At 40.6% G+C, this 14162-nt stretch carries 13 protein-coding genes; 9 read left to right on the top strand and 4 right to left on the bottom strand.

Features of this window, described 5'->3' with window-relative positions; translation table 11 throughout:
- Positions 1–16: 16 nt before the first annotated feature.
- The 9 genes from MTP24_RS10880 (at position 17) to MTP24_RS10840 (ending at position 9351) form a co-directional block, all read left to right on the top strand.
- Entirely contained in the window at positions 17–883 is an 867-nt protein-coding gene (locus MTP24_RS10880) for a phosphatidate cytidylyltransferase (RefSeq protein WP_006793631.1), read from the top strand.
- Complete coding sequence (gene ispC, locus MTP24_RS10875; protein ID WP_243531184.1) at positions 880–2085, top strand: 1-deoxy-D-xylulose-5-phosphate reductoisomerase; 1206 nt, start codon at positions 880–882, stop codon at positions 2083–2085. Before MTP24_RS10880 ends, ispC begins: the two co-directional genes overlap by 4 nt.
- Position 2086: 1 nt before the next feature.
- Positions 2087–3439 (top strand): sigma E protease regulator RseP, encoded by a 1353-nt coding sequence (gene rseP, locus MTP24_RS10870; RefSeq protein ID WP_243531182.1) that lies wholly within the window; start codon positions 2087–2089, stop codon positions 3437–3439.
- Positions 3440–3535: 96 nt separating this feature from the next.
- The gene (gene bamA, locus MTP24_RS10865; RefSeq protein ID WP_010557176.1) at positions 3536–6007 is read left to right on the top strand and encodes an outer membrane protein assembly factor BamA; all 2472 of its coding nucleotides are present in this window, start codon (positions 3536–3538) and stop codon (positions 6005–6007) included.
- An 11-nt stretch (positions 6008–6018) separates the two neighbouring features.
- Positions 6019–6537, top strand: coding sequence for an OmpH family outer membrane protein (locus tag MTP24_RS10860; RefSeq protein ID WP_006793627.1), 519 nt, complete (start codon positions 6019–6021; stop codon positions 6535–6537).
- Between the two features lie 7 nt (positions 6538–6544).
- On the top strand, positions 6545–7567 hold the full coding sequence (gene lpxD / locus MTP24_RS10855; RefSeq protein ID WP_243531180.1) for a UDP-3-O-(3-hydroxymyristoyl)glucosamine N-acyltransferase: 1023 nt from the start codon (positions 6545–6547) through the stop codon (positions 7565–7567).
- Between the two features lie 27 nt (positions 7568–7594).
- Positions 7595–8047, top strand: a complete 453-nt coding sequence (gene fabZ / locus MTP24_RS10850; RefSeq protein ID WP_243531178.1) for a 3-hydroxyacyl-ACP dehydratase FabZ — start codon at positions 7595–7597, stop codon at positions 8045–8047.
- A gap of 2 nt (positions 8048–8049) precedes the next feature.
- On the top strand, positions 8050–8820 hold the full coding sequence (gene lpxA / locus MTP24_RS10845) for an acyl-ACP--UDP-N-acetylglucosamine O-acyltransferase (protein ID WP_008126674.1): 771 nt from the start codon (positions 8050–8052) through the stop codon (positions 8818–8820).
- Between the two features lie 138 nt (positions 8821–8958).
- A complete protein-coding gene (locus MTP24_RS10840) occupies positions 8959–9351 on the top strand; it encodes a septal ring lytic transglycosylase RlpA family protein (protein WP_243531176.1) in 393 nt (130 codons plus the stop codon).
- On the opposite strand, the gene cydC is transcribed toward MTP24_RS10840, so the two are convergent.
- Genes cydC through cydB form a run of 4 tightly spaced genes read right to left on the bottom strand, consistent with a single transcriptional unit; the run spans position 9334 to position 14162 of the window.
- Positions 9334–11076: a thiol reductant ABC exporter subunit CydC gene (cydC, locus tag MTP24_RS10835; protein WP_243531174.1), complete on the bottom strand. Its 1743-nt coding sequence runs from the start codon at positions 11074–11076 to the stop codon at positions 9334–9336. The genes MTP24_RS10840 and cydC overlap by 18 nt on opposite strands.
- Positions 11069–12856 carry a thiol reductant ABC exporter subunit CydD gene (gene cydD, locus MTP24_RS10830; RefSeq protein ID WP_243531172.1) on the bottom strand — a complete coding sequence of 596 codons (1788 nt, stop codon included), beginning with the start codon at positions 12854–12856 and terminating at the stop codon, positions 11069–11071. Before cydD ends, cydC begins: the two co-directional genes overlap by 8 nt.
- Positions 12846–13010: a cytochrome bd-I oxidase subunit CydX gene (gene cydX / locus MTP24_RS10825; RefSeq protein WP_006793620.1), complete on the bottom strand. Its 165-nt coding sequence runs from the start codon at positions 13008–13010 to the stop codon at positions 12846–12848. The genes cydD and cydX overlap by 11 nt, the downstream gene beginning before the upstream one ends.
- Positions 13011–13022: 12 nt before the next feature.
- Positions 13023–14162 (bottom strand): cytochrome d ubiquinol oxidase subunit II, encoded by a 1140-nt coding sequence (gene cydB / locus MTP24_RS10820; RefSeq protein ID WP_286888691.1) that lies wholly within the window; start codon positions 14160–14162, stop codon positions 13023–13025.

Genomic DNA, 14162 nt, shown 5'->3' with positions numbered 1-14162 from the left:
ATTAAGGGTCACAATTTTGTTAAAACAACGCATTTTAACCTCGCTAGTGTTAGCACCCGCAGCGCTCGCCTTGGTTTTTTATACACCATTGACGTTATTTAGTTACTTTGCCGCCGCCATCGTTTTAATGGGCGCTTGGGAGTGGTCAGCTTTTATGGGGCTATGTGACAAAATAAAAAGAGGCGCCTTTGTTGTGCTTGTTGCAGCTTTACTCGCTGTGCTCAATTTACACTGGCCGATAGAGTCGCTTTGGCAAAATGGTCAGCTAGTGGGCGATGCTAATTATTTATTTACTTTGGCGTTTGCATGGTGGATTGTTGCTAGTTACTTAGTATGGCGTTATCCAGCCATGGCAAAAGCGTGGAATGAAGGGCTAGTAATGCGTGGCATTGCAGGGCTTCTGACTTTAGTGCCGTTATGGCTTGCGCTCAATACGCTTCGTAGTGCGCAATACCTTGAATCTACTCACTTTGGCTCTATGCTGATTTTGGTTGTGTTAGGTATTGTGTGGAGCGCTGATATTGGTGCGTATTTTACAGGTAAAAGTTTTGGTAAACACAAGCTTATGCCTAAAGTAAGTCCAAATAAAACAATTGAAGGCCTTGCCGGTGGTATTGTTGCATCAGTATTATTTGTTATGGCGTTTTGTCATTTTACCGACGTGGATTTAGCCGTATGGCCGATTTACGCCATTATGACGGCATTTATAGCGCTATTTTCAGCAATTGGCGATTTACTTGAAAGTATGTTTAAACGTGAAGCAGGCCTTAAAGACAGTGGTAAATGCTTACCTGGGCATGGCGGTATTTTAGATCGCATTGACAGCTTAACAGCAGCCGCGCCTATGTTTGTAATGTGTTATGCGTGGACTTTAAGTTTATGAGTCATAAGCAGCAGCTAGTTATTTTAGGTGCTACGGGGTCAATTGGTTTAAGTACACTTGATGTTGTAGCAAAAAACAGTGATTTGTTTGATGTATTTGCTTTAACAGCGGGTCAAAATGCAAAAAAAATGGCTGAGCTTTGCATTAAGCATTCACCCCTTTATGCTGTCATGGCAACACAAAGTGCAGCAGAAGAACTGTCATTGCATTTAAAGGGTGCAGCGTGCCAAACTCTGATTATGCATTCACAACAGGCAATGAGTGATTTATGTGCGCACCCTGATGTAGATATAGTTATGTCTGCCATTGTTGGAGCCGCAGGCTTGTTACCTACACTCAGTGCGGTTGAAGCAGGTAAAAAAGTGTTGCTTGCGAATAAAGAATCGCTGGTTATGTCGGGCCAATTGTTCATTGATAAAGTTAAAAAGCACAAAGCAACTTTACTGCCAATCGACAGCGAACATAACGCTATTTTTCAGTGTCTACCTCACTCACTACAAAATGCTCAAAGCGATAAAAACCTGCAAGATAATGGTGTCAGTAAAATCTTACTTACCGGTTCAGGCGGTCCATTTTTAACGCGTGATATAAGTACCTTAAAAGATGTGACCGTCAGTGAAGCGGTAGCTCATCCTAATTGGTCTATGGGTCAAAAAATCTCAGTAGACTCCGCAACTATGATGAACAAAGGCCTTGAGTTTATTGAAGCCAAGTGGCTATTTAACTGTAATAGCGATGATATTGACGTTGTTATTCACCCTCAAAGCATTATTCACTCGATGGTTCAGTATCATGATGGCTCAATTTTAGCGCAAATGGGTAACCCTGATATGCGTACGCCTATTGCCCATGCATTAGCGTTCCCAAAACGAATTGACGCAGGTGTTAAATCGCTTAATTTTTCTGATATTTGTGATTTTTCGTTCACCAAACCTGACTTTACCCGTTACCCTAATTTGCAACTTGCTATTGATGCATGTTCGGCGGGGCAGGGAGCAACAACGACCGTTAATGCTGCAAATGAGATAGCTGTTGCTGCATTTTTAAAAGGTAAAATTGGTTTTACAGATATTTATAAAATTAATGCACAAACCTTAGAGTCGGCTCAATACACCAACGTACAGAGTTTAGATGAAATATTACAATGCGATGAGCTTGCACGTGTCAACGCAACTCAGTTTATAAATAAAGTGGCTCATTAGTATGTTTGATTTTATTTGGAATCTTGGCTCATTTATTTTGGCATTAGGCATTTTAGTTACTGTGCATGAGTATGGCCATTTTTGGGTAGCACGAAAGGCGGGTGTTAAGGTGCTACGCTTTTCTATTGGTTTTGGTAAGCCCTTAATTAAATGTCACGATAAATACAATACAGAATATGTCATAGCAGCTATTCCACTAGGTGGATATGTCAAAATGCTTGATGAGCGTGTGGACGATGTTCCAGCAAATCAGCGACATTTATCGTTTAACTCAAAGTCAGTACAAGCACGTATTGCCATTGTAGCAGCTGGGCCTATGGCAAATTTTTTGTTTGCTATTTTTGCGTTAGCGGTGATGTACATGGTGGGTGTGCAATCGGTAAAACCAGTCGTAGGCAGCATTACTGAAGGAAGCCGAGCAGAGCAAGCCGGGCTTATGCCAAGCCAACACATTATTAAAATTGGTGATGATAATATAACCACGTGGCAAGACGCGACGTTTGCTTTTATGTCGCGATTAGGTGAAGAGCGTGTAGAGATTACAGTTCGCGATGAAAACTTACAAACACGAGTCAAAACGCTCAATATTGATGGTTGGAAGCTCGACCAACAAGATGTTCCTCCACTTACCTCTTTGGGTATTGTCCCCTTTAGGCCACAAGCAACATTAACGGTTGCTGCGGTGACTAAAAATTCAGCAGCGGAACAAGCAAATTTGCAAGTTAACGATACTATTTTGGCTGTAAACGGTGAAACTATAAGCAATTGGCCGCAATTAGTTAATGTAATTACGCAATCGGCTAACAAATCTTTACAATTTAGTGTAAAAAGACAAGATAGTATAAAAAGCATAACAGTGACCCCACAAGGGCGTGTTGGCAACAATGGTATAGAACAAGGTTTTTTAGGTGTAGCACCTGTTGTTCAGCAATGGCCAGAGGGGTATGTACAATCCCGAAGTTTTGGACCACTTGATAGTATTGTTCGCGGTACAAAAGAAACCTGGCGGTTGATTACGCTGAGTTTTGACATGATTGGTAATTTAATTACGGGTCAGGTTTCGGTTAAAAACTTAAGTGGTCCTGTTGGTATTGCAGTGGGAGCTGGGACTAGCGTAAGCTATGGTTTAGTTGCTTTTTTAAGCTTTTTAGCCCTGATAAGCGTTAACTTGGGCGTATTTAATTTATTACCTCTGCCAGTGCTTGATGGTGGACACTTAATGTATTACATAATTGAACTTTTTCGTAAAAAGCCGGTCTCTGAAAAGACACAAGAATTTGGTTTTAAAGTGGGAGCGTTGCTACTCATTTTTCTAACATGTTTCGCTTTGTTCAATGATGTATCGCGTTTGTAATTGCAGCGCAACATTTACTAATTAGAACACGATTGTAACGCACCCGTATTTTAGGTGTTAAGCGGTAATACAGTTGTAAAGGATAAAGATAATAAAATGGCTATAAAAAAACATTTGGCAGTTTCAAGTTTATTGGGTGCAAGCTTTGCCGCCCTAGGCCAAACTTCCTTTATTGTTGAAGACTTGAAAGTTGAAGGCTTACAACGCGTAGCACTTGGTGCTGCATTGACTCATATTCCTATTAACGTAGGCGATAATGTAGATGACTACACAATTTCAAAAACAATAAAGTCACTTTATCGTTCTGGTCACTTCGACAACATCAAAGCATTACGTGATGGCAACAACGTTATTTTTAAAGTAACAGAGCGCCCAACAATTAGCTTTATTGAGTTTGAAGGCAATAAAGATATCAAAGATGAGCAACTTAACGAGTCGCTTGATCAACAAGATATTCGCCAAGGCGAACCATTAGATAAAACCGTAATTGATAATATTGAAAAAGGCTTAGTAGAGTTTTTCCATAGTATTGGTAAATACAATGCAACGGTTGATATCAGCGTTACTAAATTGCCACGTAACCGCGTAAAACTTAAACTGGAGTTTGATGAAGGTGATGCCGCGTCTATCCGCCAAATTAACTTAGTGGGTAACGAGCTTTTTTCTAACGAAGAATTATTAAAACTTGCTGAGTCTCAGCAAGATTTACCTTGGTGGCAATTTATGGGTAGCGATCGCTACCAAAAACAAACCATTGAAGGTGATTTAGAAAAAATCCGCAGCTTTTATTTAGACCGTGGTTACTTACGTTTTAATATTGATTCGACGCAGGTATCGGTAAGCCCAGAGCGTGAATCTGTATATGTTACGGCCAACCTTACCGAAGGCGTTAAATACAAGGTTAAAGGCTTTGATTTTATTGGTGACTTACTCGGTCGTGAAGATTTAATTAAAAGCGTTATCCCACTCAGAGCTGGTGAGCTTTACAATGGTTCTGTTGTAACATCTTCAGAAGAGTTCATTAAAAGTTATTTAGCACGTTTTGGTTATGCAAATGCTGAAGTGCGCACAATTCCTGAAATTGATGACGAAAAGCAAGAAGTTCAGTTAACTTTATCCGTTAACCCAGGTAAGCGTGTTTATGTTCGTCGTATAATTGTTGGTGGTAACCAAAACACCGCTGACGAAGTATTGCGCCGCGAAATGACGCAGCTAGAAGGTGCATGGTTATCAAACCAAAACCTCGAGCGTTCAAAGCTACAAATTCAACGTTTACCTTATATGGAAACTGTTGATTTTAACGTAGTCCCCGTGCCAGGTGTAGACGACCAAGTTGACGTAGATTTCACAGTAAAAGAACAATCTGCCGGTAGCTTTAATGCGGGCCTTGCTTATGGTTCATACCTAGGTCTACAGTTTAATATTGGTGTGACTGAATCTAACTTCTTAGGAACAGGCAACCAAATTGGTTTAAATTTAAATACTTCTACTGGCTCTGAAAGTGTCAGTTTATCGTATACCGACCCTTATTTTACACCAGATGGTGTTTCACAAGGCAGCAGTATTTTTTACCGAAACTACGACGCAAGTAAGTTTAGTCTTGTAGATTACAAATCAAAAAGTTATGGTTTAGGTACAAATATTGGTTTTCCGATTGATGCAATCAACCGGGTTAATTTTGGTGTTCGTTGGATAAAAGAAGAGCTTTCAGATATTGCCGAGTACGAGCAAACGCGTGTATTACGTGAGACATTTTTTGACCCTGAAAACCCTGATGCAGGCTTTGACTTTACCAAATATGAATTAAGTGTTGGTTGGTCACGTATAACGGTTAACCGTGGTTTATTCCCTACAGCGGGTTCACGCCAAACGTTAAATTTAACGGGGACTACACCGAACTCAGATTTAACTTACTTCAAGCTTAATTACGATTCACGCTTTTACTGGCCAATATCTAACGATCATCGCTGGGTATTCTCGGCTCGTGCGGCGCTCGGTTATGGTAATGGTTATGGGTCAACAAATGGATACGATCAAACGCTTCCATTCCAAGAGTTCTTCCGTATTACGGAAATGGAACTACGTGGCTTTGACCGTAATACAATATTGCCACAAGCTGTGTCACGTATTGCAACGACGATTCCTGGGACACTAAACCCAGATGGTTCCACCTCAGGTCCTATCAATAGTGCGTCAGAGTTTGACCAGTTAATACCACAAGGTCGAATTGGTGGTAACGCCAAAGCGGTGGCAGGTATGGAGTTAATCGTTCCTACACCGTTTTTGGATGAAGAAAACACAAGTTCAGTGCGTACCAGTTTCTTTGTTGATGCTGCGAACGTATGGGACACCGAGTTTAGCGTAGACCGTTATCAAAACTTACTCGTAGACCAACGCAATAAGCTGGATGATTATTCAGATCCTATGCGTTTTAGAGTATCGACCGGTTTATCATTACAGTGGATCTCTCCAATGGGTCCAATGCTGATTAGTTTTGCGTATCCATTGCAAAAAGAAGAAGATGACGATACGAAGACCATCAGTTTTAATATTAGTAACACTTTCTAAAGGAGTTTTTTATGACTAAATTATTTAAATCAACGGCAGTGGCTGTTTTAGCAACGTTAATGATGGGTACTTCTGCTAGCGCTCTTGCGCATAAAGTAGGTGTTGTAGATATGCAAGAAATCTACAAGCAAATTCCTCAAATGGCTAAAATTGAGCAGTCACTACAAAGCGAGTTTGCTGAGCGTCGCCAAGAACTTGAAAAGTTACAAGGTGATATTCGCTTTGAAGCTGAGAAGTTTAAGCGTGAGAGCACAACGATGAGCCAAGCTCAAAAAGATGCACTACGTGATAAAATTCAAGGTATGCAAAAAAACCTTGCTGAAGTAGGTCGTCCTTTAGAGCAAGAAATCAAAGCTCGCCAAAACCAAGAGCTTGCAAAAGTTCAGGGCTTAATTATTAAAACAATTGAAGAGATTGCTAAAGACGGTGACTTTGATGAAGTTAAAGTAAAAGACACAACAATTTACTTTAACCCTAAAGAAGTTACAGACCTTTCATCTAAAGTAGTAACAGCTGTTAGCAAGAAATAATCACTCTATGCAAAATTATACGCTTTCGCAAATTGCGGAACTTCTAGGCGCCGAACTTCAGGGTGATGGCGCTTTAGAAATAACAAAAATAGCGACACTTGCAAATGCCCGTACTGGGCATATTGCATTTTTAGCGAACTCAAAATATCGTGTTCAACTTGAAGCTACTCAAGCCAGTGCTGTTATCGTTAACCAAGCAGATGCCGCGCATTTTAATGGCAATAAAGTGATTGTTTCAAATCCGTATGTCAGTTACGCAAAGCTTGCGCAATTTATGGATACAACACCGCGTTCAGCCTCTTCGGGCATTCACCCAAGTGCAACAGTTCACCCCAGTGCAAATATAAGCAAAAGTGCTGCTATAGGCGCTAATGCTGTTATAGAGGCTGGTGCAGTTGTTGGTGATAACGCGCAAATTGGTCCGAACAGTTTTATCGGAGAACGTGTTAAAATAGGTGCTGGGACAAAGCTTTGGCCTAGTGTGACTATTTACCATGACGTTGAAATTGGATCGGATTGTTTGTTCCAGGCAAATAGTGTTGTTGGTAGCGATGGGTTCGGTTATGCAAATGAGCGTGGGCAGTGGCTTAAAATTCCTCAGCTAGGCTCTGTGATCATAGGCGATAAAGTAGAAATAGGCGCCAGTACTACAATTGACCGGGGCGCACTTGATAATACGATTATTCATAGCAATGTGATTATTGATAATCAATGTCAAATAGCACACAACGTTGAAGTTAACTCGGGCACAGCAATTGCTGGCTGCTCTGTTCTTGCAGGTAGTGTTACCATAGGTAAAAACTGCCAAATTGGTGGTATGACTGCAATTAATGGTCACATGTCAGTATGTGATGGTGTTATAATTACGGGTATGAGCATGGTGACAAAATCAATCACCGAGCCCGGTATTTATTCATCAGGTATGCCCCATACAACTAACAAAGAATGGCGTAAATCAATTGCTCACTTGCGTAATCTATCAGACATGAAGTCTCGTTTGAAAGCGCTTGAAGCACTGGCTAAGTCATAAACGTTGAACACATAAAAGGATGCTATTTTGGCAAACGAATTAAATAGCCTTGATATTCAAGAAATCTTAGCTTTATTACCACACCGTTACCCGATGCTTTTAATTGATCGTGTTATTGATTTTACTCCGGGTAAGACATTGCATGCCATTAAAAATGTATCTATAAACGAGCCTATTTTTACTGGCCATTTTCCAAACCAGCCTATTTTCCCTGGTGTGCTAATATTAGAAGCTATGGCACAAGCTACAGGTCTTCTTGGTTTTAAAACAGTTGAAAATCGCAGCGAAGACGAGCTTTACTTATTTGCAGCAGTAGACAACGCTCGTTTTAAGCAACCGGTTGTGCCTGGTGATACATTGCATTTGCATGTAGAGCTTTTAAAAGAGCGCCGCAATATATGGAAGTTTGCTGCTGAAGCTAAAGTTGACGGCAAAGTAGTATGTAGTGCCGAAATTATGTGTGCGAGAAGAGAGTTTTAATAGTGATCCATTCTACAGCAATAATCGAACCTGGCGCTAAACTAGGCAACAATGTCTCAGTTGGTCCATATAGTTATATAGGCAATGATGTTGTTATCGGTGATAACTGTATTATTGAATCTCACGTTGTTGTTAAAGGACCGTCTACCATTGGTTCTGGAAATCATATTTTTCAATTTGCGTCTGTCGGTGAGGCTTGCCAAGACAAAAAATACAACAACGAACCCACTACATTAATCATTGGTGACAACAATGTTATCCGTGAGTGTGCAACCATTCACCGTGGTACCATTCAAGACCAAGGCGTAACAAAAATTGGTAGCAATAACTTATTTATGGCTTATACCCACGTGGCACATGACGCAGTGATAGGCGATAACGTAATTTTTGCCAATAATGCCAGTGTTGCAGGCCATGTTCATGTTGCTGATTGGGTTATTTTAGGTGGTAATTCAGGGGTTCATCAGTTTTGTAAAATAGGGGCACATGCGTTTATTGGCATGTACTCTGGCGTTAACAAAGATGTTCCGCCATTTGTGACCACGATTGGTATGCCTGCAGGTCCTGCTGCAATCAATAAAGAAGGCATGAAACGCCGAGGCTTTGAAAGCGATGAAATAATGGCTGTTCGCCGAGCGTATAAAGCGTTTTATCGTAAGAGTTTAGGTGTTGATGAAGCAATTGAATCACTAAGTGAAGATGCGGCTAAATACCCTGCAGTACAAACTATGATAGATTTTGTTAAAAGCTCTGAGCGCGGGATCGTAAGATAAGCACTTTTTGTTTTTAAATAAACCACCTTAGAGAAATCGACGGTGGTTTTTTATTGCTTTTAAAATATTTTAATTCAGTATGCACTCAGCGAGGCAAGGTTAACCTTTGCGAAAATTTACTATATTTAAAGCACCGCTATGTTTCTTACGAAGTTAATTTTACCCCTCAGTTTTTTGTCTATCTTGGTTGCGTGTAGTAGCCAACCTGTCGTTACCACAGCTAATGGAGAGCGTACTCAGTTAGGGAAAGCCTCTTATTACGCTAATAAATACCATGGCCGCACAACGGCAAATGGCGAAAGCTTTAATCAAAACGCTGCCACTGCTGCACATTTAGAGTTAGATTTTGGTACTAAGGTAAAGGTAACTAACTTAGCTAACAATAAATCGGTAATCGTAAGAATAAACGATAGGGGCCCGTACGTTAGAGGGCGGGTTATTGATTTATCGTTAGGTATGTTTAAAAAAATAGCCGACCCTAAAGTCGGCGTTATTGATGTCTCAATCAGCGTATTAAAAACGGGTGGTTAGCGACACATACTCCTGATGTTTTTCGCTAAGCTCTTTGTGGCTACCTTGCGCTACAAGTTTGCCATTTTCTAGCCAAATAATGTTATCCATTTTCGCTAGAAGAGCAGGGTCGTGGGTAATTGTAAGTACGCTTGCGTCACTCATTACGTGCATAATGGCGTTCATTACAGTTTGCTTAGATTGGTTATCTAGCCCTTCAGTGGGTTCATCAAGTACTAAAATAGCGGGGTTTTGTAATAAAGCCTGCGCAATCGCTATACGCCTTGATTGCCCTTGGGATACGCTTCTGCCGCCTGTCCCTAAACGTGTTTTTAAACCCGCTTGTAGCTCATTAAACCAAGGCTCTAGCTGTGCAAGGTTAATGGCTTCAAGCATTTCTTCTTTTGTAGCGCTTGGCTTTGCATAACGCAAGTTTTCACTTAATGTACCATCAAAAATATGATGTTGCTGCGCTAATATATTTATAACGTTTGCTCGGCTGTCACTGCTAAGTGAGTGAAGGTCTTGCGCGTTATTATGGTCAGCCAATGTAATACTACCTTGCTGAAGTGGCCATAAACCGGTTAGCAAATTAACTAAGGTGGTTTTACCGCTCCCGCTTCGACCTACAATGGCTACTTTTTGCCGCGATTTAAGCATAAAACTGACATTAGTTAATGCGTTATGCTCATCGTATTTATAGCTTATGTTATTAAGCGTTAGCGCAATATTATTTTTATCAAACTGAGCATCAATTAAAGCGCTACAATTATTGCTCTGATCAGATGCTTTATCTTGGAGGGTAAATAACCGCTCTGCGGCTTTTAGTACATTAGGCAGCTCTATAAATGCATTGGGCAGAAGTAATACGCTTTCAAAGCTTGCTAATACAAAAAGGGTTAACATGGCAAGTTCTACGTTAACCATGAAATTAGTATAAACCAATGGGGCTATCGTCACTATGCTAGCTAACATGGCCATTTGTACTATTAATAGAGTCAGCCCATCTGCATTTGCTAACGCCTTATGACGAACAAATAATTGTTGGTTGTACTGCTCGTTTAATCTATCGCATTTATTTAACTGCTGAGTACCGGCTTGATAAATACTAAGCTCTCTGAGGCCTGTTAAGGTATCTGATAATTCGGCCCGTAACTGTGCACTAAGGTGTGTTTCTTTGTGACTATTCTTTGTAAGTGAAGCACTTAAAAACGCAGGTATGACAACGCCAATTAATAAAATTCCCATAAAGCAAATGAGTGCTACATTTGCATTATAAGCAGACATGAAAAGCAAAATGATTGGCACGCTTAACAAAGCAACCATCATGGGCAATAAGACGTTCAAGTAAAATTTATCGAGTGCGTCAACATCGTTCTGTAGTCGATTCAGTAAATCAGCGCTGCGGCTCATGGCTAAATCAACATTGTTGAGCTTACTGAGTGTTGCAAACATATTTACGCGAATTTCACTCAACAATAAAAAAGTCGCATTATGAGTAACTAAGCGCTCAGCATAACGAGAAGCCGTTCTTACAATGGCTAAAAAACGTATTGTGCCAGCGGGTGTAAAATAGTTCATTTGCACGCCAGCAATGCCTGCAGCTGCCATAGATGCTAAAAACCAGCCTGAAATAGCCAGTAAGCCAACGTTCGCAAGCACCGTAATTGTTGCTAACAGCGTACCCAGTAGCATGGCTTTATAATGAGGGCGGCATAGCTTTATCAATCTAATAAAGTTACTCATCGAAACCTCCTTGCTTAGCGGCATTTAGCAAATTATAAAACACGCCATGTTGAGTGCTTATTTTTTCAAAGCTACCTTGCTCAGTGACCTTACCCTGGTCCATTACAATAATATTGTCGGCGTGTTTTACAGTGTTTAATCTGTGTGCGATTACCAGTACTAAATTGTTTTTAGCGTACATATTAATGGCGTGTTGAATGTGTTGCTCTGTTTGGCTATCAAGGTGCGCTGTTGGCTCATCAAGCATTAATATAGGGGCGTTTTTTAAAAATGCCCGAGCAAGTGCAATACGTTGCTTTTGCCCTCCAGAGAGTCCTTCACCTTGCTCTCCTATTAACGTATCAAACCCAGAGGGTAGGGTATTTATAAACTCAAGGGCGCCTGCTTGTTGCGCTGCTTGCTCTAGCTCTTGCTGTGATGCGTCTGGTTTGGCTAATTTTATATTAGCGCCAATGCTATCGAAAAATAGTGTTGGATTTTGTGGTATCCACGCAACTTGATTCTGTAGTTGGGTAATATCGTTTGCTGCTAATGGCAATCCGTTAATATAAATACAAGGTATTACTTGGGGGTGAAAACCCAGCAGGCAATCAAATAAAGTACTTTTCCCTGAGCCACTGTTACCCACAACTGCCACCAAGCCTTTTTTTGGTAGGCTTAAGGTGACATTGTGTATGCCTTCGTTACTGTCAGAGTAAATGTAGGTTAAATTTTTAATGTTTATTGAATCAATAGTATCAGACGTGGTGTATTCGGTTGTATTGTTAACTAGTTCAGTATCTTGATAGGGTAAGGGGGCATTTAAAATAGTCACCATGTCAGCAGCGGCGCTAATACCTTGCAAGCGAGCATGATAATGGCTTCCTAATTGACGAAGCGGTAAATAAAACTCGGGAGCTAAAAGCAGCACAACAAAGCCAGTAGAAAAATCAAGTGTGCCAAAAAAAAGCCTAAAACCAATAATTACAGCCACTAAAGCCACACTGATTGTGGCTAAAAACTCTAAGGCAAAAGACGATAAAAACGCAATTTTTAACACGCCTAGTGTAGTATGCCTAAAGTCATCAGAAATTTTAGCTATTTGTTTTAATTCGGTTTGCGTGGCATTAAATAGTTTTAACTGGGTTAACCCCTGTACTCTGTCAAAAAAGTAATTACCTAGAACAGCAAGTTGTTGCCAACGCTTTTGATTTAACGCTTCTGCTTTTGATCCAACTAAAATCATAAAAAAAGGAATAAGCGGAGCCGTTAATAAAAATATTAATCCCGCTTTGTAATCGGTCGGAAAAATAACAACCAAGATTGCTAGTGGAATAAGAGCACTGTAAGCAACACCAGGCAGGTACTTTGCGTAATAGTCGTGAAGTTCTTCTACACCATTATGCAACGTATTTAAAGTTGCACCTTGACCGTGTTGCTCAATATAACTAGGGCCCAGCAAGCTTAATTTAGTTAACAGTGTTTGGCGCATAGCCGATTTTATTTTAAGGGCAGCCAGAGCACTTAGCCTTTCACTTAGTGCTAAAAAAATAGCGCGAAGCAAAACAATACCTGCTAATGGCCACAGCAAGTGAGTGACTTCACTTAAGCTACTACCTTCAAACATTACGTTATGAATAGCCTGAGCGAGTAAATATGCTCCGGCAATCATTAAAATAGCGTTAAAAGTACCCAGTGCAATACTGAGCTTTAACCATAATGAGGCGGGTTTACTTTGTGTTTTTAAAAAAGCGCGCAGTGTTTGTTGCTGCGCGCGATTTGGTCGGGGGTTAGTCGTCATTGTTGGTCGAGTTAGCCTCGTTTAATAAATCATGCATCGGTTGTTCATCATCAGCAATGCTGTTTTTATTTTGATGAAATTCGTACCACATTACATTTATTACCCCTAAGGTACAGGCTAAAAGTACACCTAAAATCCAAGCAAAATACCACATAGTTCAGTCTCCTTAGTAGCTGCCGTGAGTGTTAGTTTCAATTTCTTCTACGGTTACTCTGCGCCACATTTTTACATAACACCACGTGGTGTAGGCTAAAATTAATGGTACAAAAATGGCCACGGCTACAAGCATAATGTTAAGCGTTTTATGGCTCGAAACGGCATCCCAAATTGTTAAGCTAATATTTGGGTTGTTAATTGATGGCATAATAAATGGAAATAATGAAACGCCCGCCGTCATAATGACACCTACTAACATAAGTGCAGTCGAAATAAGCCCTAACGCTGGTTTATTGAGCTTTGAAAATACTAATGCACTCAATGCCATAGCAAACGCTAGAACAGGAAAGGTTACTGTCCATGCACGCTCAGTGTAATTATTTAGCCAAGCGCCTTTTGCTGTGGTAACTACTTTAGCGAGCGGATCAGCATGGCCTTGAGTATCGCCCATAGACACAATTTGGTAGCCGCTTAAATTAGCCACCCAAAATCCGGCCGCGGCAAATAAAACAATAAATGCAATCAATGCATAACGTCCGTATTGGCCAGATCGTTCTGCAACCGCATCTGCTGTGCGAAGTTGTAACCACATACCTGCATGTGCAATAAGCATAGCTATACTAATTAAACCAGCGAGGAGTGCAAATGGGTTTAACAAGCCAAAAAACGAACCTTGGTAACTTACACGTAATAAATTATCAATATTGAATGGTACACCTAGAAACAAGTTACCAAATGCTACACCAAATACTAAAGCCGGAATTGCGCTACCTGCAAATAATCCCCAATCCCAGTTATTACGCCAGCGCTTAGAATCAATTTTTGAGCGGTAATCAAAACCAAGAGGTCTAAAAAAGAGTGCAAATAGCACCAGCATCATGGCAAAGTAAAACCCCGAAAAAGCGGCCGCATACACCATTGGCCAAGCCGCAAATAATGCTCCGCCTGCGGTGATAAACCAAACTTGGTTACCATCCCAGTGTGCGCCAATTGTATTAATTACAGTGCGTCGTTCTAAATCTGTTTTACCAACTAGGCGAAGGAGCATAGCAACCCCCATGTCCATACCATCGGTAATTGCAAAGCCGATTAAAAGGATACCAATGATCAACCACCACAACATTTTTAATGTTTCATAATCAAAAATCAT

It is taken from the genome of Pseudoalteromonas sp. APM04 (assembly GCF_022809815.1).
Lineage (GTDB): Bacteria > Pseudomonadota > Gammaproteobacteria > Enterobacterales > Alteromonadaceae > Pseudoalteromonas > Pseudoalteromonas marina.
This window is presented reverse-complemented; position numbering and strand designations above follow the sequence as displayed.